Genomic DNA, 23,024 nt, shown 5'->3' with positions numbered 1-23,024 from the left:
GATTAGGAGTTTTTAAATGATTAAATTTGCAGCTTTTTAATTAAAAAAACAATCCACATGAACTTAAAAGTAGCTGTATTATCGGGAGACGGGATAGGACCGGAGGTAATTTTGCAGGCCAAAAAAGCCTTGTATGCTGTAGGGGTGGTTTATGAGCATGATTTTATTTTTGAAGACGCACTTATAGGTGCTGTTGCGCTGGATAAAACAGGTTCTTCACTTCCTGAGCAAACCTTGAATTTGTGTCTTAATACTGATGCTGTTTTACTTGGAGCAATTGGAGACCCTAAATATGGTGTTGATACCGCTTCAGATTCCGGTCCGGAAAATGGATTGTTAAAGTTGAGAAAAGAGTTGGGGCTTTTTGCAAATATCAGACCGCTTAAGCCTTTTAAAGGTTTGCTTGATGTTTCTCCTTTAAAAAGAGAAATTGTAGAAGGTGTAGATTTTGTTATTTACAGAGAACTGACAGCCGGAATTTATTTTGGCGAAAAAAAACTGAATGCATCCGGAACAGTCGCTTCTGATTTATGTGAGTATTCAGAAGATGAGATTACAAGAATTGCCCATCTGGCTTTTCAGTCTGCACAAAAGAGAAGAAAAAAGCTCACATTAGTAGATATGGCTAATGTTTTAGAATCTTCCCGTTTGTGGAGAAAAGTAGTTAAAAAGATTAGTACAGATTATCCTGATGTGGTACTGGATTTTTTATTTGCAGATAATGCAGCAAAACAGATTATATCGAATCCAAAACAATTTGATGTTATTTTGACAGGAAATTTATTTGGAGATATGTTGTCTGATGAAGCCAGTGTAATTACAGGTTCTATCGGAGTTTTGCCGTCAGCATCTTTAGGAAGAAAAAATGCGTTGTTTGAACCCGTACATGGTTCTTATCCGCATGCTAAAGGAAGAAATATTGCTAATCCGTTTGCGGCAATACTATCGGCAGCAATGTTGTTAGAACATTTTGGTTTAACTGAAGAGGCTAAAAAAATCTATGAAGGGGTGGAGAAAGCAATAGAATACAATGTGGTTACTATAGATTTAAATTCAGATACTAAATTTGGAACCAATGAAGTAGGAGAATTTGTTTCGAACTTTATTTTAAACAAAGATGATCTGATGTATTTTAATAATGATAATGTACATTTAGGGCAATCGACAATAGTATAATAGAATGTTTTGACAGATAATTACATTTAATGATAAGAAATTCGTAAAATTTTATTTTTTATTTTTTTAAATATAAAGGTTTTTATACTTTTGTTGCATCAAAAAAAGAAAATGAAAAATTCAATTGTAATAGTTTCTGTCGTTAATGTCATTGTTGTATCAACAAGTGCATAAGGGAAGCTATTAATATAATTGAAAAATAATATTATATAACTCCCATCAATTGGGAGTTTTTTTTTGGAATTATATTAGACAAAAAATAAAATAAAAATACAATGGAATTAAATAAATATAGCAGGACAATTACTCAGGATGAAACACAACCGGCCTCTCAGGCAATGTTGTATGCACTGGGATTAACTGAAGAAGATCTTAAAAAAGCTCAGGTAGGTATTGTAAGTATGGGATATGATGGAAACCCATGTAACATGCACCTGAATGATCTGGCTCAGGATATAAAAACCGGAGTATGGAAAGAAGATTTAGTAGGACTGATTTTCAATACTATTGGAGTAAGTGATGGTATTTCTAATGGGAATGACGGAATGCGTTTTTCTTTAGTTTCGCGTGATGTGATTGCTGACTCTATCGAAACTGTAATGGGAGCACAATGGTATGACGGTATGATTGCTGTTCCGGGTTGTGATAAAAACATGCCGGGAGCTTTAATGGCTATGGGAAGAGTAAATCGTCCTTCTATAATGGTTTACGGAGGATCTATTCATCCGGGAAAATGGAAAGGAGAAGATTTAAATATTGTTTCTGCTTTTGAAGCTTTAGGTAAGAAAATTAAAAATACAATTACTCCGGAAGATTTTAAAGGAGTAATTCAAAATGCCTGTCCCGGTGCAGGTGCCTGTGGTGGAATGTACACCGCTAATACAATGTCATCAGCAATTGAAGCTTTGGGAATGAGTTTGCCATACAGTTCTTCCAATCCAGCTTTAAGTCCTGAAAAAAAACAAGAATGTATTGATGCAGGAAAAGCTATCAGAATATTACTGGAAAAAGATATCAAGCCACGTGACATTATGACGCGTAAAGCTTTTGAAAATGCAATTACAATGGTTGCTGTTTTAGGAGGTTCTACCAATGCGGTAATGCACTTAATTGCCATGGCTCATTCAGTGGGTATCGAATTAACTTTGAAAGATTTTCAGGATATCAGTGATAAAACGCCATTATTAGCCGACTTGAAACCAAGTGGGAAATATTTAATGGAAGATTTACACAATGTTGGTGGAGTACCGGCAGTAATGAAATATTTATTAAAAGAAGGTTTCTTACACGGAGATTGTTTAACTGTAACAGGTAAAACTATTGCCGAAAATTTGGCTTCAGTTCCGGATTTAAATGATGGACAGGAAGTAATTTTTGAAATTCATAAAGCATTAAAACCAACTGGAAATATTCAAATTTTATATGGAAATATTGCTTCAGAAGGTTGTGTGGCAAAAATCAGCGGTAAAGAAGGAGAATTTTTTGAAGGTACAGCTGTCGTTTTTGAAGGAGAAAAAGAAGTTATAAGAGGAATTCAAGCCGGGGAAGTGAAACCGGGGAATGTCGTCATCATCCGCTATTGCGGCCCAAAAGGTGGTCCCGGAATGTCTGAAATGCTAAAACCAACTTCTGCTATTATGGGAGCTGGTTTAGGAAGTACGGTAGCTTTAATCACTGACGGACGTTTCTCTGGAGGTTCTCACGGTTTCGTAGTAGGACATGTAACTCCGGAAGCTTACGAAGGTGGCGGAATTGCTTTAATCGAAAATGGAGATGTTATTACAATTGATGCGGTAAAAAATACCATCAATATGCAAATCTCCGATGAAGAATTAGCGAAACGTAAAGCCAATTGGAAAAAACCGGAATCACCAATTAAACAAGGAGTTTTACTTAAATATATGCGTTCAGTATCCAGTGCATCTGAAGGATGTGTTACTGACAAATATTAAATAATAATATCAGTTGTAACAGCAGAACACTAAGAATCTAATTGATTTAATACTGTTGTTACGATTGAGTTTTTTGAAAAGATAAATTATGAAAATATCAGGAGCAGAAGCAGTTATCAGATGCTTATTAGCCGAAGGAGTAGATTTGGTTTATGGTTACCCGGGTGGTGCTATTATGCCGGTTTATGACGAATTATATAAATTTCAGGATCAATTGCACCATGTTTTGGTGCGTCACGAACAAGGAGCTGCGCATGCTGCTCAGGGGTTTGCCAGAGCAACCGGAAAAGTAGGAGTAGCGATTGCAACTTCCGGACCGGGAGCTACTAACTTAGTTACGGGAATTGCCGATGCGCAAATCGATTCTACACCAATGGTATGTATTACCGGACAAGTAGGGAAACATTTACTGGGTTCAGATGCATTCCAGGAAACAGATATTATCGGAATTTCGACTCCGGTAACCAAATGGAATTACCAAATTACAGAAGCAGATGAGATTCCGGAAATTATGGCAAAAGCGTTTTATATTGCGCGTTCCGGCCGTCCCGGACCGGTATTAGTTGATATTACTAAAAATGCCCAATTTGATACATTAGATTTTAGTTATAAAAAATGTTCAGATATCAGAAGCTATCATCCTAAACCTGTTTTAAAAATGAATAAGGTTCAGGAAGCGGCTCAATTAATCAATTCGGCTAAAAAGCCAATGATCATTTTTGGTCAGGGAATTATTTTAAGTAAGGCCGAAGAAGAACTGAAAGCTTTAATTGAAAAATCAGGTATTCCTGCAGCCTGGACTATTTTAGGACTTTCTGCCTTGCCTACTGAACATGAGTTAAACGTAGGAATGGTAGGGATGCACGGAAATTACGGTCCTAACATTTTAACAAACGAATGTGATGTATTAATTGCATTAGGAATGCGTTTTGATGATCGTGTAACTGGAAATTTAGCTACTTATGCCAAACAGGCCAAGGTTGTTCATTTTGAAATTGACCCTGCTGAAATTGATAAAAACGTTAAAACAGAAGTTGCTGTATTAGCTGATTTAAAAGAGGCATTAACGGCTTTGTTACCACTTATTGAAAAGAATTCTCACGAAGAATGGCATAATGAATTCAAGAAGAAATACGAAATTGAATTAGATGCAGTTATCAACGAAGAGTTAGCGCCAACAAACGGTAAAGGAATTTCGATGGGAGAAACTATTGAAATGATCAATAAACATTCTAATGGTGATGCAATTATGGTCTCTGACGTAGGACAACACCAGATGTTTACCTGCCGTTATGCTAAATTCAATCAAACTAAGAGTAATGTTACTTCCGGAGGATTAGGAACTATGGGGTTCGCTTTGCCGGCAGCCATAGGTGCTAAAATGGGAAGACCCGATCGTGAAGTAGTAGCTATTATTGGTGATGGTGGTTTTCAGATGAACATCCAGGAATTAGGAACGATTCATCAGACACAGGTTCCGGTTAAAATTGTAGTGTTAAACAACGAATTTTTAGGAATGGTACGTCAATGGCAGGAATTGTTTTTTGACTACAGATATGCTTCAACGGTGATGACTAATCCAAATTTCTGTGCTATTGCAGAAGGTTATTATATCAAAGCCAGAAAAGTAACTAAAAGAGAAGAATTAGATGAAGCAATAGCTGAAATGTTAGCTTCTAAAGACTCTTATTTCCTTGAAGTTATGGTGGAGAAAGAGAACAACGTATTTCCAATGATTCCAACAGGAGCTTCGGTTTCTGACATCAGATTAAGTTAATATTATGGAAGAAAATAAAACATTCACTATTTCTGTTTATTCAGAAAACAATGTAGGCTTACTAAACAGAATATCCGGGATATTCCTGAAACGCCACATTAATATATTGAGTTTAAATGTATCCGAATCTGAAATTGAAAACGTTTCCAGATTTGTAATCGTAGTAGATACTACTGAAAAATGGGTACAGAACATTGTAGGTCAGATTGAAAAACAAATTGAAGTTATCAAAGCTTTTTATCACGTAGATGAAGAGACTATCTTCCTGGAAAGTGCTTTATTTAAAATCGCTTCTAATTTGTTATTTGACGAGAGACAAATTCAAAACATCATCAAAGAAAGTCATTCTGAAATTGTTACCGTATCCAGAGACTTTTTTGTTATATCAAAATCAGGAAGACGTTCTGAAATTGAAGAATTGCATTCAAAATTAAAGCCTTTTGGAATTATGCAATTTGTACGTTCAGGAAGAATTTCTGTTTCTAAAGAAAAAATGGAAGTTACAAGTTTATTATTAGAGGAATTAAAATCATAAATTAAATATTAAAAAATGGCAAATTATTTCAATTCATTACCACTTAGATTACAATTAGAACAATTAGGCGTATGCGAATTCATGGATCAATCAGAATTTGCTAATGGAATCGAAGCTTTAAAAGGTAAAAAAGTAGTTATTGTTGGTTGTGGTGCTCAGGGTTTAAACCAGGGGTTGAACATGAGAGATTCAGGTTTAGATATTTCTTACGCTTTGCGTGCTGAAGCTATTGCTGAAAAAAGAGCTTCTTACAGAAATGCTACTGAGAATGGTTTCAATGTGGGAACTTATGAAGAATTAATTCCAACTGCTGATTTAGTATGTAACCTTACACCAGATAAACAACATACTGCTGTAGTTACTGCAATTATGCCATTAATGAAGCAAGGAGCTACTTTATCATATTCTCATGGTTTTAATATCGTAGAGGAAGGAATGCAAATTCGTAAAGACTTAACAGTTATTATGTGTGCTCCTAAATGTCCGGGTTCTGAAGTACGTGAAGAATACAAAAGAGGATTTGGTGTACCTACACTAATCGCTGTTCACCCTGAAAATGATCCAAACGGAGTAGGTTTAGATCAGGCAAAAGCTTATGCTGTTGCAACAGGAGGAAACAGAGCAGGGGTTTTACGTTCTTCTTTCGTAGCGGAAGTAAAATCAGATTTAATGGGAGAGCAAACTATCCTTTGTGGTTTGTTACAAACAGGGTCTATCTTGTGTTTTGACAAAATGGTAGCTGAAGGAATTGAGCCAGGATATGCATCTAAATTAATCCAATACGGATGGGAAACTATCACAGAAGGATTAAAACATGGTGGTATCACTAACATGATGGACCGTTTGTCTAATCCTGCTAAAATCGCTGCTTTTAATGTAGCAGAAGAATTAAAAGACATCATGCGTCCGTTGTTCCAGAAACATATGGATGATATTATCTCAGGTCATTTCTCTAAAACAATGATGGAAGACTGGGCTAATGACGATAAAAACTTATTAACCTGGAGAGCTGCTACTGAAGCAACTAATTTTGAAAAAACTCCAGCTGGAGACGTTGAAATCTCTGAGCAGGAATACTACGATAATGGAGTATTAATGGTAGCTATGGTTAAAGCCGGAGTAGAATTAGCTTTCGAAGCAATGACTGATTCAGGAATCATCGAAGAGTCTGCTTACTACGAGTCATTACACGAAACACCACTTATTGCAAACACTATTGCAAGAAAGAAATTGTTCGAAATGAACCGTGTAATCTCTGATACAGCTGAGTACGGATGTTACTTATTTGACCACGCTTGTAAGCCATTAATCGCTGAGTACGTTAAAAATGCACCATCAAACTTAATTGGTCGTCCATTTAACAACGGAAACAACGGTGTAGATAATAAAGAATTAATTGAAGTAAATGATATCATCCGTAACCACCCAGTTGAAGAAGTGGGAGCATGGTTGAGAGAATCAATGACTGCAATGAAAAAAATTGTATAATTACAATTATTGTTAATTCCAAAAAGGCGGAGTATTTGTTTACTTCGCCTTTTTTTGTGCCTAATTTTCAGGAGCAGCACTTTTTCTTTATTTAAACGCTATTGTTCCTGCTGTCCGCTGTATCTTTTATTTTGTCATCCTGAGCCTGTCGAAGGACAAAATAAAAAGGATGCCGCTACCATCAGGGCTAAGGAAGAAGGAGTTGTTTCCATAATTCACCACCCAATAGTTCATTGCGAGGAGTTGCGAGGCACGAAGCAAAGCAATCTCATCTAGTAACTCCACAATTAAAGGGCTTTTAGTAAATATTCTCAAATTAATAATTTGTATGATAAATTTTATATATTTGAGAATAAATAAAGTTACTTAATAGCGACAATCGACCCAATTTTGGGTGTATAAGCGCTACTTTATAGCGAGTATAAACAAGTTAGCTGCAAGCGCAAAAAACATCGAACATAAATCAGACATGATGAGAAATTGGTTAAACAACAGGTTTGGAATTAATTTAAACGAAGAAGATTTAACGAGCGTCAAAGATTTCGCTTTGATTTGGAACGTATTTGATAGTTATGTATGTCTTTCAAATTTCTCAATCGCGACAACCGAACAAGAGTTACAACAGCATCAATTTGATATCAATGATTTTCAAAGATTTTTGGATTACTTTAAAAATAGATATGTTACCAATTCAACTTTAAACGGTAGATTTCAACATTTAAATTTTAGACAAAGCGATAGACAAGAACTTGTAGCCGAAGTTTTACTAGGAAATAATGAAAACGTACATGATATAATTTTAGCAATGGTTATAATTGTCTATAGATTCCGAAATAATCTTTTTCACGGCGTTAAAGATATTCAAGTCATAGATGAACAAAAAGATAATTTTAAAAATGCAAATGAATTATTGCAGCTTCTCCTCGAAAAAATAAATACTTAAAATATGAAATTCGAAAATCCTTTTGAAAAGAAAAATTTAGTTTTAGATACGAATCTTAAAATTAAGTCTTTAGACAACGAAAAATTAGAAATAACCTTAACCGCAAATGCAAATCAAAACTTTACAATAAAATCAGAATATTTGAATCCAAATAACATCAGTTTAGAAATGGGTGATGAATTTGAATTCGGAAGTAAATCAGATATTATTGGCGGAAGTTCTTTCCAATTAAAACATTTAAAGTCAGGTAAAGTAATAAGCTTTCATAATTATACATTTAATTAAGCCCTCAGCTGGTGCAAGCGTCCCGCTTGTACATCCAAAGAAATTAAAAACCTGTCTTCAAGTTGTAAATAAATAAAAACAAGCATAAATGAAAAACAATAAACATATAGAAAGAGACGGACAGGCAGCAACAAAAATATTTGACAATAGAAGTTTAAATGTTGATAACAGAACTCTTAAATCGATTTTGAAGGAAGGAATGTCAGTTTTAGATGTTGGTTGCGGAACTGGTTCTATTGCGGGGGAAAATGCTGGAGCAACACTTTGAAGGAAATTTTCGTTATTTGCGAGTTTGGAAAATGTTTGACGACCAATTAAAAGTCATTGCCGGAAGCGGTGTTGCGATATAGAGCTAGCCGCTAATAACTTATTACTTAATATTTTTGTTCAGCCACCATTTCAATCCTGTTTATCACTATTCAAAATGAAACAAATAATTTTATTTAAAATTCTTATATTTTTCATCCTAATTTATGGATGCAAAAAAGATAATTATTTGCAACAAAATGTGCCGATAAAAAAAAATATAAACAAATTAGAATGTGGAAAAATAAAATTTGAAACAAAATATAAATTTGATTCCTTCCCCGTAAAAAAAATACTGTCAACAAAATCCAATTTAGAACTGAATACAAATATCAGTACATTTTCAAGATATTACAAAACCAGAATTAAACAATCATTTGAAAAGGAAGAGATAAATTTTGCAGGAAAATATATTATCAATTATTGGGGATGTGGCTCACCTTGTGCTGTTGGAATAGCAATAAATGCACAAAATGGAAAATTAATAGAAATTCCTGCTTCAAGTGTAGGTTACGAATTTAAAATAAACAGTAGATTATTGATTGTAAATCCTCCAGATAGCGTAGGTTATTATTCTAAAGATTGTGCTTATTGTAAGCCCGAACTATATTTGTTAGATACTATCAAAAGCAAATTTGTAAAACTTGAAGACTAAATGCGTTAAAATCTACTAGTTTGAAAATAATTTGCGAATTTGCGGTAAATATTTGTAATTCAAAATTTGAACTCAAAACTTTAAATCAACCTAAAAAATCATTAAGACCATGGATATAAAATTTGAAGCTGGAATTAATATTGCGATAAAAATTCCTAAAAGTAAATATGATAAAACAGTGGCTTTTTACAGAGACATTTTAAAATTAGAGGTAGAAGAAAAACCAATTACGAATCCCACTGTTTCCAGAACTCACGAAGTAAAATTTGGTAATAATGTAATTTGGTTAGACTGTGTAGACAACTACACTCATTCAGAAACCTGGTTGCAGCTAACGGTTCCAAATGTTGGTGAGGCACAGGAATATTTGTTGTCAAATGGGGTAGAAACCTGTGATGAAATTGAGGAAATACCTAAAAACATGCATTGGATACAAGACCCGGCAGGAACAGTATTTAATTTACAAACAACAGAAAAGAAGTAAGTGTAAGTTGTGGCACCCTAATCGACAAGTTTGCGGAATACAGGTGTGATGATTTCAATATTTGTATAAACTTAAATCTAAGACAATGTCAAAAAGCAATTTACTCCGAATGGACAATGTGGGGATTGTGGTAGAATCGCTAGACAATGCTATTGCTTTTTTCCAAGAACTCGGCTTAGAATTAGAAGGAAGAGCCATGATTGAAGGCGAATGGGCGGGTCGTGTAACTGGTCTTGGCAATCAATCTGTAGAAATTGCCATGATGGTAACACCCGATGGCCACAGCCGACTCGAACTATCAAGATTCATAAATCCAGAAGTAATAGAAGATCATCGTACCGCTCCGGTAAATTCCCTGGGATATTTACGTGTCATGTTTGCCGTGGCTGATATTGATGATACTTTAGAAAGACTTTACAAGCATGGTGCACAACTTGTAGACGAAGTAGTGCATTATCAGGACGCTTATAGATTGTGTTATATTCGTGGTCCGGAAGGGATTTTAATTGGAATTGCTCAGGTACTTAAATAAAATCCAATTAACTTATTGAAATTACAACTTTGTTGTATTAATTAGTTTAATTAACGGGGTTTCATTAGAAATAAAAAATAATTTAATTGGATTTGGGTAATAATTCACTCAAAAAAATCTTACGACCCCTAAAGAAATGACTCTAGTGAGAAATCACACAAATTAGACTTCTTGTTAATTAAAAATAAGCAAAGTAGCCGGAAAGTTCGCTTTTTGATATTTTAAAAATAATCAGTATTAAAGCGTTTTTTCATGATTTTGCATTTTTATTAAGATTCTTTTTCGTTATTTTAATTAAATTGCACTGATTAATGATTTATTTTTTTAAAAGAATAGATAGAGATTTAATATATTTATAAAAAATATAAACAAAGGATGAGTTACTATAAAGTTGATAATTTAGAGCAATATTTTAAGCATTACAATAAATCAATTCGCGAACCAAGAAAGTTTTGGGGAAAAATAGCAGAAGAAAATTTTACCTGGTACCAGCCATGGGATAAAGTGGTAGAATTTGACATGACTGAAGCCGATGTTCAATGGTTTGCAGGGGCTAAATTAAATGTTACCAAAAACTGTATTGACAGACATCTAAACAAAAGAGGGGAGAAAACGGCTATAATTTTTGAACCCAACAATCCTGACGAAGAAGCGTTACATATTACCTATAATGAATTGCACCAGAGAGTGTGTAAAATGGCAAATGTTTTGCGTGAGCAGGGCATTAAAAAAGGAGATCGGGTGTGTATTTATTTGCCTATGATTCCCGAATTAGCAGTAGCTATTTTAGCCTGTGCAAGAATTGGAGCGATACACTCAGTAGTTTTTGCCGGTTTTTCCTCTAAAGCTTTAGCAACCAGAATTAATGACAGTCAAAGTAAAATGGTAATTACTTCAGATGGTGGTTTCCGTGGGGCTAAAACTATCGAACTTAAGGAGATTGTTGATGAAGCATTACAAAATTGTCAGTCAGTTAGCACCGTTTTGGTAGTAAAAAGAACCAACACAGCAGTAAACATGACAGAAGGCAGAGACATTTGGTTACAGCCTTTATTAGATGAAGCTTCAGATAATAGTGTTGCCGAAATCATGGATGCAGAAGATCCTCTGTTTATCCTTTACACTTCCGGATCTACAGGAAATCCGAAAGGAATGGTGCACACTACTGCAGGTTATATGGTTTTTACCGCTTATACTTTTAAAAATGTATTTAGCTATGAAGAAAATGATGTGCACTGGTGTACCGCCGATATTGGCTGGATAACAGGACATTCTTATATATTATACGGACCTTTATTAAATGGAGCTACCACAGTAATTTTTGAGGGAGTTCCATCTTATCCTGATCACAGTCGTTTCTGGCAGGTGATTGAAAAACATAAAGTGAGCCAGTTTTATACAGCACCAACAGCTATCAGAGCTTTAGCAAAAGAAAAATTAGAATACGTTCAAAAATATCCTTTAAAAAGCTTAAAAGTTATTGGTTCAGTAGGTGAACCTATCAATGAGGAAGCCTGGCACTGGTTTAACGATCACGTAGGAGATAAAAAATGCCCTGTTGTGGATACCTGGTGGCAAACGGAAACAGGAGGAATTATGATTTCGCCATTAGCTTTTATTACCCCAACAAAACCAACGTATGCGACTTTCCCTTTACCTGGAATTCAGGCAGTATTGATGGATGACAAACGCAATGAAATTGAAGGGAATCAGGTTGTAGGTAGTTTGTGCATCAAATTTCCATGGCCGGGAATGGCAAGAACAATCTGGAATGACCACCAGCGTTATAAAGACACTTATTTTTCTCAATATCCCGGAAAATATTTTACAGGAGACGGTGCTTTACGAGATGAAGTAGGGTATTACAGAATTACAGGTCGAGTAGATGATGTGATTATTGTTTCCGGACATAATTTAGGAACAGCACCTATTGAAGATGCGATTAATGAGCATCCGGCAGTTGCCGAAAGTGCTGTTGTAGGTTTTCCTCATGATGTAAAAGGAAATGCTTTATATGGTTATGTGATATTAAAAGAAACTGGCGAAGTCAGAAATAAAGAAAATTTATTTATCGAAATCAATCAGCATATTACTGATCACGTAGGCCCGATTGCAAAATTAGATAAGATTCAGTTCGTTTCCGGATTGCCTAAAACCCGTTCCGGTAAGATTATGCGAAGAATCCTCAGAAAAATTGCAGAAGGTAACTTCACTGATTACGGAGATACCAGTACGTTACTGAATCCTGAAATTATTGAAGAGATTCAAAACGAAAAGAAATAATAAAAAAAATAGCTGCTTCATTTTTGAAGCAGCTATTTTTTTATTTTAATCCCAATTTAAATTTTAGTTTCAAAAAGAGTAAAGCAATGTTGTATGCTTTTTCAGTTACAGTATCATTTTTAGTTTGGTGGATGTTGTAGTTTTCTGTTAATTCCTCCAGTGAAAACTCTTTTTCTTCCGGAAGGTCATTTAGTTTTCGATGCATAATATCAATATCCAGTGCCTCATTGCGTAATTTTCCACAATCGAGTCGTTCTAAAGTTGCATTAAGCATTTCTACATCTCTTTCTACCTGATGACCTACAAGAATACTATTCCCAAGATATTCAACAAATGTTTTTAAAGCTTCCGGTTCGGATAATTTTAATAGCTTACTTTCAATGATGTATTCATTAGAAAGATGATTGTCGTGCAAAAAGCGATACTGCAATAAAATAGTTTCAAAACTGTCCTTTATCAAAATAGAATTATCTACTACAGCAAAAGCACTGATATAGGTGATAACATCTTTCTCTAAAGAATCTCCTGTGGATTCCGTGGATATAATAACATACCGATTTGATTTTTTAGAAAATTTAGCCAAATATTCTTTCCAAAATTCCGGATGTTCTTTATTTATATTTTTTAACCAGTCTAGCATAAACTTATGAGAATTGAGTAAGTTGAAACTTGTCTTTAATTAATTCTTCCAATTCCTTCATCGGAATCAGGGCATTTTTAAGTTTTTCTCTATCAATTTTTGATAGTTCCTCTAAGTTAATATATTGTCCGGAATCTTCATTTTTTAAACCTTCTAAAGTTCTTATTTTTGTTAAAAATAAATACGCTTCAGCACAATTCAGGTAAATTTCAGCATGTTTAGGATCAGCTATTGCTAATTGTTTAAACCTGGTATAGGTATTATTGATTCCTTTGATTTCATAACTTAAGGTAAAAAGTCTTGCGCTGTCAACTAATGGCATGATCGCCCTGGTTTTTATATCGAATTTATCTTTATGAATACCTTCTTCTTCCACTATGAATTTCTTGAAAAAACTTAGCGGAGAATTTTTTCGTAAAGCATCATTCCCCAAAAAATCAAAAAACAGTGTATTGTTATAGGCATTCTCAAATACAATATTGTTAATCGCTGTTTCTATTTTCTGTTCTCCAATAACTAATTCATAATCAAAGAAAATACTACTCAGGTTTTCAGTATTTTCTCTTGTAGTATTCATCCAGTTGTTGTATTGTTTTATCCAGTCACTCAATGATTTACACCACATCATGTTACTTCCCATATGTCCGTGGGGGCATAGTTTGTATCCGATTTTTTCTAAGGTAGTTGTAGTCTTTTTGCCAAGATTCAAAAAATAGTCTTTCACCTCAATATATTTATCCTGGGCTACATCCTCAAAAACCAGAATACTATCCTGATCGGTAAGTAAAAGCTGTTCTTTTCGTCCCTGACTTCCAATACTCAGCCATGCAAAACGGGCAGGAGGTGAGCCTAAATCTAAAATTGATAACTCTACTGCACGTTTTAATATTGCAAAATTAATTTCGCTGGCAATATTTGTAATATGAGTTAGCGGAATGTTTTTCTGAATAGATGACTGGATTAAATTAGTTAACCTGGATCGGATTTCTTTGAGTTCATTCGCAGATAATGAGCGTTTAATCTCTTTGATTAAAACACCCGGATTACTGGCCTGTGCTGCAATTAAATCGTGTTCAGAAATAACTCCTTTTATAGGCGATTTATCCGTGCCGTCCACGGTGACACACAAATGAGTTACATTGTTTTTTAACATCAGTAATTGGGCTTCGGCTAAAGATACATTTTCTAAAACGGTTACTACAGGTGAAGACATAATGTTGCTTACAGGGGTATTGACCGGATAACGTCCGGTTGCAATTTTAGCAGCTAAATCGGCATGTGTTACAATTCCGATGGGACCGTTACGTTCAAAAATAATGACATTATTCTTTAATGATTCCGCCATTAGCTGAGCTACTTCCTGAGCAGTATTATCAGAAGTGGCTAGAAGAGGAGTTGTATTGTAAGCTAAAGTTTGAAAGAACTGTGCTTCAGATTGTTTTTCAGAATAAAACCCATCAGCAACTATATTTCCCTGTGTAGAACGGTCTTCGGGTAGATTGCTGGCAAAATTTTCTAATAAGAAATTTAAAACCTCCGAATTATTAGCTAATAGCGGTTTAAAAACAGCAATAGGTATAGCATACACTAAACTTTCTTCTCGGGCTTTTGCAGTTACTTTATAATTATTTTTAGCAAAAAATGGCCGTAAACCAAAGATAGTTCCTTCATGACATTTATTGGTAATACTTTCTTCAGCATCTGCAATAACTGAAATATTTACAACACCTGAAGCTACTACATAAAAACTATCATGTAACGGATCGTTAATTTTAAATAAAGTTTGCTTTTTTTCTAAACTTACAACACGAATATTGCTGGCTATTTCAGCTAACTCATCAAATGTAAGCTGATTAAAAGGTGCATATTTTTTTAAAAATTCAGCTATTTGTTCTGCAATTATATTCATAGGTTGCTTCTAATATATACTGCAAAACTACTAAATAAAAGAGTATAATGAATTTCATTTTTAGCTAAAAAAAATGTTTTTTTAATGCAAACAATACAGAAGGGTTTTGTATTATAATAACTGATAAATCAAATTTTCTATTTTACATAATATAAATTATAGTTCAAATATTATCAATATAATTTTTCACCTCATTTAATGATTTTGGCTTATATAAACTGTTATTAGTCTTTCTGAGTAATTTTTATTTTACTGTATTGAATTGTCGTAAAAAAATTTAGAAATCAAATAAAGTAGAAATGGTATTCTCATCATTAGAATGTGCATAATTTGTACTGGAATGAGATGTTTCATCTCTAAAAATTGTAAGTGTTACTCTTGAATCTTTCAAATCTTCTTTTTTAATATTTGGTATGGAAAATTTTAAATTTGATAACATATAAAAATCATCTCTGGACTGAAATATTTTGTTGATTATTATTTTTTCTCCAGTGGCTAAAATTTTAAATGATTTTTCACCGGGATAATATCGGGAAATTCCAATTTGAATTGCGTATGCTGAAGAAGTTTTGAATCTGCTGTATATTGGATTTATTCGCATTTCGCCTTTTATAATTACGATATCTAATTTGTCCGGATAAACATCTACAAATCCATTGCCAGTGGTTTCCAATTGAAAACCATTAGGAATAAATTCGAATTCAACTCGTTTTTTTTGAACAACTGTCTCATTTACTTTTACTTTTTTTGAGGAACAATTAATCATAAATAAGCAGGTTGCGATGAAAAGTACACACAAAAAGAACTCTTTAATTTTAAATTTTACCATTTTTACTTTTTGCCAAATATAAATGATTTCATTCAAGTAATCTATTTCTTATTCAAAAAAATCCTATAAAAAAACCGATACATCTCGGTATCGATTTTCTGTTATAAATATTTTATTTTGCAAGGTCTTCAACTTTTACTTTTTTATCAGGTCTGATAATCATTCGTAATGAATTGTCTTTTGAAAAATAAGCAATCATCCAGTTGTAGAATGTTTTTATTCTGTTTCGGTATGTAATTAACGAAATCAGGTGAATGAATAACCAGATAATCCAGGCAAAAAATCCTTTAAAATGCAATTTAGGTTTTGGTAAATCCACTACGGCTTTTGCCTTTCCAATAATTGCCATAGATCCTTTATCTAAATATTTAAAAGGCGTCAGAGGCTTTTCTTTGATAGCATTTTTAAAGTTTTTAGCCAGATTAATTCCCTGTTGGATTGCCACTTGGGCAACTTGCGGATGTCCGTGCGGAAAAGCTTCATCATTAAACTGAATACAAGTATCACCAATGGCATAAATGTTAGCGGTTCCTTCAATTTTATTATAAGCGTCCGTTTTTAAGCGTTTTCCACGTCCATAGCTTTCAGCCGGAAGTCCTGTAAACTCACGTGCTGTAACTCCTGCTGCCCAAATTAAATTTTTGGTCTGAATGGTTTCTCCATTAGCAAAATGAACCGTATCATCGACATAATCAACTACATTGTTGTTTAATTTTACCACAACACCTAAATCGGTTAAAGCTTTATAAGTATCGTCCTGGGATTGTTTACTCATTGGAGTTAATAATGCCGGTGCACCATCAACTAAATATATATTACTCGCAGTGGTGGCTAATTCAGGATATTCTTTTAAAAAAATATTTCTGCGCATTTCAGCAAACATTCCTGAGATTTCTACTCCTGTAGGTCCTCCTCCGGCAACAACAATTGTAAGTAATTTTCTTCGTTTTCGAATATCTTTGGTAATAGCCGCTTTTTCTAAGTTTTTTAGCAGCGTATTACGCATCACTATTGCATCATTGAGCGTTTTCATTGGAATGGCATTCTTTTTTACATTTTCCATTCCAAAATAGCTGGTCTCTGCTCCTGTTGCAAAAACCAGTTTGTCATAAGACAATTCCCCGTTGCTCAGAATTATTTTATTCTCTGAAGGAATTACTTCGATAAGCTCGCCCAAACGAAATTGAAGATTCTTTTTTCCTGCGAAAAATTTTCTGAAAGGATAGCTAATACTTGATGGTTCTAAATACGCTGTTGCTACCTGATAAATAAGTGGAGGAAAAAAGTTATAGTTGTTTTTATCCACAAGAGTTACTCGCACTCCATCCTGATTCAGTAATTCTTTTGCAAGATTCAGTCCGGCAAAACCGCCTCCGATTATTACGATTTCCATATTTTTACAATTTTAAAAATAACATTCTCTTTTTTTGGTAAGAGGAATGTCAAACAGTTTTTATTTTTTTTGTTTTTGTCTTTTAACTGGTTTTTCGTTGGTTTGGTTTTTATTTTGTAATAAATGGTTAGCTAATATTTTTTCAATTAATTCATCCTTGGTCAGATGATGAAATATCGTTTTTATTTTTGTTTTTAAATCGGCTTCCACCTCGTGATTGGGTTTTGTCTTGAAAATTTGTTTTGCCCACAGCAAAGTGTTGTTTTCTTCGATGCTGGCAACAGACGGTTTAGAAAACGGTGTGAATTTAATTCCTAATTCCTTTTCAAAATCATCAATTTCTATTTCTTCTTCGGCTTGTAATACTGTTAAAGCCAGTCCGTTTGCCCCTGCCCTTGCCGTTCTTCCGCTACGGTGAACATAGTTTTCATAAGTATCCGGTAAATGATAATTGACTACATAAGCAATTTCTTTTACATCAATTCCTCTGGCGGCTAAATCAGTTGCTACTAATATATTGATGTGTCCTTTGCGAAATTGCTCCATTATACGATCCCGAATTCCCTGCGACAAACTGCCGTGTAATGCTCCTGAAGAAAAGCGATTGATGGCCAGATTTTTAGCCAGTTTATTTACTGCTGCTTTTGTTTTGCAGAAAATAATACCGCGCTGTCCTTCTCGGGAATTTAAAAAATGCATTAAAACATCTAACTTTTCTATAGGATCAACAATAATATACTGATGATCAATACTTTGATTTCCTGATGTTTCCATGTTTGCACTAACATGTACTACATTTTTATGCAAATAGTTCTGAATCAGTTGTTTTATAGTTCCCGGCATGGTAGCAGAGAATAAAAAAGTGCGATGTGTTTTAGGAAGTTCAGCAACGATTTCATCCAGACTCTCTTTTAGAATGCTTACCATTTCATCTGCTTCGTCCAGAACTAAAAATTGGGTTTCTTTAAGACTGATGGCTTTTCGTTGTAATAAATCAATTAAGCGTCCCGGAGTTGCTACTACAATATGGGTGGGATTGCTTAAACGTTCTATTTGGGGTTTTATTGGGATTCCTCCACAGGTTGCTGCTATGGAAACATCAGGTAAATTTTTAGCAAAACTTTCTAAATTTTTAAAAACCTGTTGTCCTAATTCTCTTGTTGGAACTAAAATTACGGCTTGTACCGTTGGCTGTGAAGTATCAATTAATTGTAAAATAGGCAAGCCAAAAGCGGCCGTTTTACCTGTACCTGTTTTTGCTAAACCAACCAAATCTGTTTTGTTTGCTAAAAGCAACGGAATTACTTGTTCCTGAATGGCTGTAGGCACAACAAGATTCAATTCGGTTAAGGATTGTAATAAAGCTGTCGAAATTCCTAAATCTGAGAATTGTGTTGACATTGTTTAGTTTTTATTATTTGTATGAAAAACAGTTTTTTAGCCCCGATAGCAGCGATATCCTTGCTGTTCTTTCTTTAAGAACAGTAAGATAAAGCGGATAGCGGGAATCAGCTCCTTATTTTATTCCTCGTCTTCATCAGGTTCGTTCATGATTTTCTCACGATACTTTTTACCTAACAGCAAGGTTAATTTTTGTTTATAATCATCTACCAGCCATTCGCGGTAATTTTTACTGCACTGACTCAAACATTTGGCATAACGTTTAATACGGCATTCAATATCATCGTCTAATTCTTTGGCTAACAATTTAGCTTCCTGTAAAGTTTCGGTATTGTAAACACACATGGTTGCGTGTTGATCCAATGATTTATCCAAAACTACTTTAGAACGTAAATTTTGTTTTATGGCCAGTTTATGTTCTTCATCAACATCAAAAGTGACATCTTCAGTATTGCTGAATTTAGCTCTCAGTTCCGGTGGCATTGTGTATTTAAAATACATTTCAATTTCAGCATCATCACGTAAATTTTCTAAATAAAATTCAGGTGATTTAAAGATGTGCTGCCAGTTTACGGGCTCACTCCAAAGACCAAAACGGGCTGCATTATTTCCTAAATCAATAACGGTAAATTCATCTTTATTAGGCAGTTTTCTGGAACCGCGCCCTATCATTTGATAATATAAAGTTAATGATTTTGTGGCACGATTTAAAATTATGGTTTCTACTGTAGGTTCATCAAATCCGGTTGTTAAAATCCCAACCGAAGTTAATATGGCGTCTTTTGTATGTTTAAACCAATGCAGAATTTCTTTTCTTTCTTCGTTACTGCTGGTGTTATCCAGGTGGCGAATTTCATATCCTGCTTCTCTGAAAGTTTCATAAACATATAAAGAGGTGTTGATACCATTGTTGAAAATCAAAGTCTTTTTACCTAATGATCTTTCGGTGTAGGCATGTACCAGTTTTTCCTGCATCAGCGTATTAGTATACAAATCATCAGAAGATTTTACAGTATAATCTCCGTTGATACCTACTTTTAATGATGTTAACCCTACATCGTAGCTGTATGTTGTGGCTTTGGCCAAAAAGCCTTTTTCTATTAATGAACTAATAGTATCTCCTACAATTAATTCATCATAACTCTGGTTCATAGGTAATTTTATATTAGAACTCAGCGGTGTTGCTGTTACTCCTAATATAAAAGCATTTGTAAAGGAACTTAAAAGTTTTCTGAATGAATTATAATGCGCTTCATCAATAATGACCAAACCAATATTTTCGAGAGATAATTTCTCATCATTAATACGGTTTTTTAAGGTTTCCACCATAGCTACAAAACAGGAATAATCATTTTGATCCGGTAAATCCTTCACCTTAGAATTGATAATTTTATTTTTTACACCAAAACCTTTTAACATCTTAGAAGTTTGTTTACACAACTCAATTCTATGTGTTAAAACAACTACTTTTTTATTATGTTTTGATAAGTAACGGCGAACAATTTCTGAGAATATCACTGTTTTTCCGCCACCTGTAGGCAGCTGATACAGCAGGTGATGTTGCGCAGGACCGTTATCGATGCGCTCAAAAATGGCATCAATATCACCTTGCTGGTAGGCATAAAGTTCTTTTTTCTCTTCTTTTTCTATTTCTATCGTACTTTCGAACATTGCTTTTTGTTGAATTTTTGCAAAAATACGGTTAAAAAACAGTTATCCTGTTATATTTAATTTAAATTATTAACTTAATTTGAAATAATTTGATTTACAAGCCTGTTATTCATTGATTCGCTCTGTAATTTGCAGGAAATCCATTCTGTTTTTCCATTTTTGCCTGACAATTTCTTCGTAAAGAGAATTTATTCTGGGTTTAAAATCGCTTAAAACGCCATTAGCAATCATAAATTGTATGGCCTGTTCAAAAGAAGTATGCATACTTTTGTAAAAAGTATCTTGTTTTATGAGATTTTCGGCAGAAAAAGCCTGAGCTATTTCTATATTGTACAGCATCAGATCACTGATTATAAATGGGTCTACTCCCAGCGTTATAAAATGTTTGATGTTTTTTTGGGCTACTGAACGGCGCATTTTTGGTTTTTTCCTTTTGCCACGGGCCGCAACCGGGAAATATTCATGAGCAATTTTAAGCTTAGCTTCCTGCAACCGCTTCTCTTCCTTTGGGTTAAATACAAAATCATAATATTCCTTTACCGCGCTAAATTTTTCATACAATTCAATCAGTTGTTCCTGCAATTGTTCTTTGTCAAGTTCGCCCAAATATTTTTTTAAATCTCTTTTACTCATTATGAAATTTTTATGATTACAAAAGTAAATTACTTTAGGTTTTAATACCTATAAAATGAATGATAATCCTTAATTTTGACAGGAAACATTAAAATAACAATTGCAATGCTTAAGATTTTTAAAATTACAGCTATCCTTGAAGGGATTTCGTATTTGGTTTTATTTGCTAATATGCTTTTTATTAAGCCTAATAATTCTGAATTGTATCATACCTTATTGTACCCTATCGGTATGACTCATGGTATTTTGTTTATAGGTTATATCATTTTGGCATTTTTATTAAAAACACCACAAAAATGGGGTGTCAGAGATTTTGGAATTATTTTAATTGCTTCATTACTGCCCTTTGGTACTTTTTATGTAGAAAAGAAATACTGCTAAAATGTATTTATTGTTAAAGCAGCTGTTTACATTTTTATATCCTCTTTTTAGAAAGTGGGGATTCAATGTTACAATGGCCTCTTATTCGAGTTTGATAATTAACATTGTAATACTTTGTTTTTTAGCTTATCTCATTTATTATATCTCCAGACAGCTGTTAGTAGGGTTGATAATTGTAATTGCCAGAAGAACAAAAACACAATTTGATGACTTATTAGTATCTAATAAAACGGCTAAATACATTGCTCATCTTATTCCGGTGCTGTTTATCTATAAATCAGTTCCTGTTATTTTAGACCGTTATGAATACTGGGATGGTGTATTTGGGAAATTAGTAGGTGTTTATATTGTTATTTTAGTGCTGTGGATAATTCGGACTGTTTTTAATGCTTTGAGGGATTATTTAAAACAAAAAAAACGGTACAGCGACAAACCTATTGACAGTTTTATTCAGGTAATCATGATTGTGCTGTGGCTGGTAGGCATTACAATTTTGATTTCGAGATTATTCGAGATTGATTTCAATAATATGTTTACCACATTAGGTGCTGTTTCTGCATTGATTATATTGATTTTCAGAGATATTATTCTCGGTTTTGTTGCCAGTGTTCAGGTTTCTGTAAATGATATGATTCGTATAGGCGACTGGATTACAATTGATAAATTTGGTGCTGACGGAGATGTGATCGAAATTAATCTGACTACCGTCAAAGTGCGTAATTTTGATAATACAACCACTACCATTCCTACTTACAGTTTAAGTTCAGATTCCTTCCAGAACTGGCGTGGCATGCTGAAATCGAATGGACGGCGCATCAAAAGACACATTCTTATCAAAACAAACAGCATTCGTTTTCTGGAGGAAACAGAATTAGAAGAACTAAAAAAAATCAGTCTGATTACTGATTATATAACCAACAGAAAAACTGAAATCAATAAATACAATACAGACAAAGGTATAGACAAATCGATTGCAATAAATGGGCGTAATATGACTAATATGGGATTATTTCGAAAATATATAATCCAGTATCTGCGTAATCATCCGGCTATAAATCAGGATATGGTTTTAATGTGTCGTCAGTTGCAGTCTACTGCCGAAGGAGTTCCGCTGGAAATTTATACTTTTACAAAAGATAAGAAATGGGAAAATTATGAATATGTAATGTCTGATATTTTTGATCATGTCATCTCAGCTGTTCCCTATTTTGATCTTGAAATTTTTGAATTGCCCTCAAGAGGTGATTTCCTGAATAAATAAATCAAAGTTACGAATTCACGAATTCAATTGGATTATTCGTGAATTCGTTGCTTTTACAATCTGATTACAAACGATTTTTCACAAACTCTATTTCTGTTTTTCCGTGTGGCTTTGGTTTTCCGTCTTCACCCAGATTAACCATTACTGATTTGTCAATAGTAATAATGATTTCTCTGGTCATCATGTTGCGAACCTGACATTCAAGTGAAATTGAAGTCGTTCCAAAATGGATCACATCGATTCCTATTTCGATAATATCTCCTTCTTTTGCCGAACTTTTAAAGTTTATTTCCGACATATATTTAGTTACTACTCTGGAGTTTTCAAACTGCACAATAGTATAAAGTGCCAGTTCTTCGTCTATCCACGATAATAGTTTTCCTCCAAATAAAGTTCCATTTGGATTAAGGTCTTCGGGCTTTACCCATTTTCTGGTATGAAATCGCATATTTTTAATTATTTATGCTAAAATAAGGTTTCCCTGAGTATT

At 33.9% G+C, this 23,024-nt stretch carries 22 protein-coding genes; 14 read left to right on the top strand and 8 right to left on the bottom strand.

Annotation, left to right across the window (positions count from 1 at the left end):
* Window positions 1-57: 57 nt before the first annotated feature.
* The 12 genes from leuB to acs all read left to right on the top strand — a co-directional run bounded on the left by leuB (window position 58) and on the right by acs (window position 12,416).
* Window positions 58-1,176, top strand: coding sequence for a 3-isopropylmalate dehydrogenase (gene leuB, locus ACSV4D_RS12375; protein ID WP_439228514.1), 1,119 nt, complete (start codon window positions 58-60; stop codon window positions 1,174-1,176).
* A 275-nt stretch (window positions 1,177-1,451) separates the two neighbouring features.
* Window positions 1,452-3,128, top strand: a complete 1,677-nt coding sequence (gene ilvD / locus ACSV4D_RS12370; RefSeq protein ID WP_439228513.1) for a dihydroxy-acid dehydratase — start codon at window positions 1,452-1,454, stop codon at window positions 3,126-3,128.
* 88 nt (window positions 3,129-3,216) lie between these two features.
* Window positions 3,217-4,905: a biosynthetic-type acetolactate synthase large subunit gene (gene ilvB / locus ACSV4D_RS12365; RefSeq protein WP_408079466.1), complete on the top strand. Its 1,689-nt coding sequence runs from the start codon at window positions 3,217-3,219 to the stop codon at window positions 4,903-4,905.
* A gap of 4 nt (window positions 4,906-4,909) precedes the next feature.
* Window positions 4,910-5,440: an acetolactate synthase small subunit gene (gene ilvN, locus ACSV4D_RS12360; protein ID WP_408079464.1), complete on the top strand. Its 531-nt coding sequence runs from the start codon at window positions 4,910-4,912 to the stop codon at window positions 5,438-5,440.
* Between the two features lie 15 nt (window positions 5,441-5,455).
* Window positions 5,456-6,928, top strand: a complete 1,473-nt coding sequence (ilvC, locus tag ACSV4D_RS12355; protein WP_408079462.1) for a ketol-acid reductoisomerase — start codon at window positions 5,456-5,458, stop codon at window positions 6,926-6,928.
* A 472-nt stretch (window positions 6,929-7,400) separates the two neighbouring features.
* The gene (locus ACSV4D_RS12350) at window positions 7,401-7,871 is read left to right on the top strand and encodes a hypothetical protein (RefSeq protein ID WP_439228512.1); all 471 of its coding nucleotides are present in this window, start codon (window positions 7,401-7,403) and stop codon (window positions 7,869-7,871) included.
* Between the two features lie 3 nt (window positions 7,872-7,874).
* Window positions 7,875-8,156: a hypothetical protein gene (locus ACSV4D_RS12345; protein WP_439228511.1), complete on the top strand. Its 282-nt coding sequence runs from the start codon at window positions 7,875-7,877 to the stop codon at window positions 8,154-8,156.
* Between the two features lie 88 nt (window positions 8,157-8,244).
* Window positions 8,245-8,424: a hypothetical protein gene (locus tag ACSV4D_RS12340; RefSeq protein ID WP_439228510.1), complete on the top strand. Its 180-nt coding sequence runs from the start codon at window positions 8,245-8,247 to the stop codon at window positions 8,422-8,424.
* Between the two features lie 156 nt (window positions 8,425-8,580).
* Window positions 8,581-9,117 (top strand): hypothetical protein, encoded by a 537-nt coding sequence (locus tag ACSV4D_RS12335; RefSeq protein ID WP_408079456.1) that lies wholly within the window; start codon window positions 8,581-8,583, stop codon window positions 9,115-9,117.
* Between the two features lie 109 nt (window positions 9,118-9,226).
* Window positions 9,227-9,601 (top strand): hypothetical protein, encoded by a 375-nt coding sequence (locus ACSV4D_RS12330; RefSeq protein ID WP_439228509.1) that lies wholly within the window; start codon window positions 9,227-9,229, stop codon window positions 9,599-9,601.
* Between the two features lie 85 nt (window positions 9,602-9,686).
* Window positions 9,687-10,133, top strand: a complete 447-nt coding sequence (locus ACSV4D_RS12325) for a VOC family protein (protein WP_439228508.1) — start codon at window positions 9,687-9,689, stop codon at window positions 10,131-10,133.
* Window positions 10,134-10,508: 375 nt separating this feature from the next.
* Window positions 10,509-12,416, top strand: a complete 1,908-nt coding sequence (acs, locus tag ACSV4D_RS12320) for an acetate--CoA ligase (protein ID WP_439228507.1) — start codon at window positions 10,509-10,511, stop codon at window positions 12,414-12,416.
* 40 nt (window positions 12,417-12,456) lie between these two features.
* Here the strand turns inward: acs and ACSV4D_RS12315 are convergent, their stop codons facing one another.
* The 7 genes from ACSV4D_RS12315 to ACSV4D_RS12285 all read right to left on the bottom strand — a co-directional run bounded on the left by ACSV4D_RS12315 (window position 12,457) and on the right by ACSV4D_RS12285 (window position 20,892).
* Window positions 12,457-13,056 (bottom strand): 3'-5' exonuclease, encoded by a 600-nt coding sequence (locus tag ACSV4D_RS12315; RefSeq protein WP_439228506.1) that lies wholly within the window; start codon window positions 13,054-13,056, stop codon window positions 12,457-12,459.
* A 4-nt stretch (window positions 13,057-13,060) separates the two neighbouring features.
* Window positions 13,061-14,965, bottom strand: a complete 1,905-nt coding sequence (locus ACSV4D_RS12310; protein ID WP_439228505.1) for a DUF294 nucleotidyltransferase-like domain-containing protein — start codon at window positions 14,963-14,965, stop codon at window positions 13,061-13,063.
* 277 nt (window positions 14,966-15,242) lie between these two features.
* Window positions 15,243-15,794, bottom strand: a complete 552-nt coding sequence (locus tag ACSV4D_RS12305; protein ID WP_439228504.1) for a hypothetical protein — start codon at window positions 15,792-15,794, stop codon at window positions 15,243-15,245.
* 112 nt (window positions 15,795-15,906) lie between these two features.
* On the bottom strand, window positions 15,907-17,187 hold the full coding sequence (locus ACSV4D_RS12300) for an NAD(P)/FAD-dependent oxidoreductase (RefSeq protein WP_408079443.1): 1,281 nt from the start codon (window positions 17,185-17,187) through the stop codon (window positions 15,907-15,909).
* A 60-nt stretch (window positions 17,188-17,247) separates the two neighbouring features.
* Entirely contained in the window at window positions 17,248-18,588 is a 1,341-nt protein-coding gene (locus ACSV4D_RS12295; protein WP_439228503.1) for a DEAD/DEAH box helicase, read from the bottom strand.
* Window positions 18,589-18,708: 120 nt separating this feature from the next.
* Window positions 18,709-20,259, bottom strand: a complete 1,551-nt coding sequence (locus tag ACSV4D_RS12290) for a DEAD/DEAH box helicase (RefSeq protein ID WP_408079439.1) — start codon at window positions 20,257-20,259, stop codon at window positions 18,709-18,711.
* Window positions 20,260-20,364: 105 nt separating this feature from the next.
* Entirely contained in the window at window positions 20,365-20,892 is a 528-nt protein-coding gene (locus ACSV4D_RS12285; protein WP_439228502.1) for a DUF6155 family protein, read from the bottom strand.
* Window positions 20,893-20,997: 105 nt separating this feature from the next.
* Between ACSV4D_RS12285 and ACSV4D_RS12280 the strand changes: the two genes are divergently transcribed.
* Together ACSV4D_RS12280 and ACSV4D_RS12275 are read left to right on the top strand one after the other, a co-directional pair.
* Window positions 20,998-21,273: a DUF3817 domain-containing protein gene (locus ACSV4D_RS12280; RefSeq protein WP_439228501.1), complete on the top strand. Its 276-nt coding sequence runs from the start codon at window positions 20,998-21,000 to the stop codon at window positions 21,271-21,273.
* 1 nt (window position 21,274) lies between these two features.
* Window positions 21,275-22,534 (top strand): mechanosensitive ion channel family protein, encoded by a 1,260-nt coding sequence (locus tag ACSV4D_RS12275; RefSeq protein ID WP_439228500.1) that lies wholly within the window; start codon window positions 21,275-21,277, stop codon window positions 22,532-22,534.
* A 64-nt stretch (window positions 22,535-22,598) separates the two neighbouring features.
* Here the strand turns inward: ACSV4D_RS12275 and ACSV4D_RS12270 are convergent, their stop codons facing one another.
* Entirely contained in the window at window positions 22,599-22,982 is a 384-nt protein-coding gene (locus ACSV4D_RS12270) for an acyl-CoA thioesterase (protein WP_408079433.1), read from the bottom strand.
* Window positions 22,983-23,024 lie beyond the last annotated feature (42 nt).

Source organism: Flavobacterium sp. ARAG 55.4 (assembly GCF_051846875.1).
Lineage (GTDB): Bacteria > Bacteroidota > Bacteroidia > Flavobacteriales > Flavobacteriaceae > Flavobacterium > Flavobacterium plantiphilum.
The sequence above is the reverse complement of the archived record's forward strand: the minus strand, read 5'-3'. Positions and strand labels throughout refer to the sequence as shown.

Coding starts and splice junctions, on each gene's coding strand:
- ilvD (WP_439228513.1), top strand. CDS start 1,452: ATGGAATTAAATAAATATAGCAGGACAATTACTCAGGATGAAACACAA.
- ilvB (WP_408079466.1), top strand. CDS start 3,217: ATGAAAATATCAGGAGCAGAAGCAGTTATCAGATGCTTATTAGCCGAA.
- ACSV4D_RS12290 (WP_408079439.1), bottom strand. CDS start 20,259: ATGTTCGAAAGTACGATAGAAATAGAAAAAGAAGAGAAAAAAGAACTT.
- ACSV4D_RS12270 (WP_408079433.1), bottom strand. CDS start 22,982: ATGCGATTTCATACCAGAAAATGGGTAAAGCCCGAAGACCTTAATCCA.
- ACSV4D_RS12340 (WP_439228510.1), top strand. CDS start 8,245: ATGAAAAACAATAAACATATAGAAAGAGACGGACAGGCAGCAACAAAA.
- ilvN (WP_408079464.1), top strand. CDS start 4,910: ATGGAAGAAAATAAAACATTCACTATTTCTGTTTATTCAGAAAACAAT.
- ACSV4D_RS12345 (WP_439228511.1), top strand. CDS start 7,875: ATGAAATTCGAAAATCCTTTTGAAAAGAAAAATTTAGTTTTAGATACG.
- ACSV4D_RS12300 (WP_408079443.1), bottom strand. CDS start 17,187: ATGGAAATCGTAATAATCGGAGGCGGTTTTGCCGGACTGAATCTTGCA.
- leuB (WP_439228514.1), top strand. CDS start 58: ATGAACTTAAAAGTAGCTGTATTATCGGGAGACGGGATAGGACCGGAG.
- ACSV4D_RS12305 (WP_439228504.1), bottom strand. CDS start 15,794: ATGGTAAAATTTAAAATTAAAGAGTTCTTTTTGTGTGTACTTTTCATC.
- ACSV4D_RS12285 (WP_439228502.1), bottom strand. CDS start 20,892: ATGAGTAAAAGAGATTTAAAAAAATATTTGGGCGAACTTGACAAAGAA.
- ACSV4D_RS12335 (WP_408079456.1), top strand. CDS start 8,581: ATGAAACAAATAATTTTATTTAAAATTCTTATATTTTTCATCCTAATT.
- ACSV4D_RS12325 (WP_439228508.1), top strand. CDS start 9,687: ATGTCAAAAAGCAATTTACTCCGAATGGACAATGTGGGGATTGTGGTA.
- ACSV4D_RS12350 (WP_439228512.1), top strand. CDS start 7,401: ATGAGAAATTGGTTAAACAACAGGTTTGGAATTAATTTAAACGAAGAA.
- ilvC (WP_408079462.1), top strand. CDS start 5,456: ATGGCAAATTATTTCAATTCATTACCACTTAGATTACAATTAGAACAA.
- ACSV4D_RS12295 (WP_439228503.1), bottom strand. CDS start 18,588: ATGTCAACACAATTCTCAGATTTAGGAATTTCGACAGCTTTATTACAA.
- ACSV4D_RS12275 (WP_439228500.1), top strand. CDS start 21,275: ATGTATTTATTGTTAAAGCAGCTGTTTACATTTTTATATCCTCTTTTT.
- acs (WP_439228507.1), top strand. CDS start 10,509: ATGAGTTACTATAAAGTTGATAATTTAGAGCAATATTTTAAGCATTAC.
- ACSV4D_RS12315 (WP_439228506.1), bottom strand. CDS start 13,056: ATGCTAGACTGGTTAAAAAATATAAATAAAGAACATCCGGAATTTTGG.
- ACSV4D_RS12280 (WP_439228501.1), top strand. CDS start 20,998: ATGCTTAAGATTTTTAAAATTACAGCTATCCTTGAAGGGATTTCGTAT.
- ACSV4D_RS12330 (WP_439228509.1), top strand. CDS start 9,227: ATGGATATAAAATTTGAAGCTGGAATTAATATTGCGATAAAAATTCCT.
- ACSV4D_RS12310 (WP_439228505.1), bottom strand. CDS start 14,965: ATGAATATAATTGCAGAACAAATAGCTGAATTTTTAAAAAAATATGCA.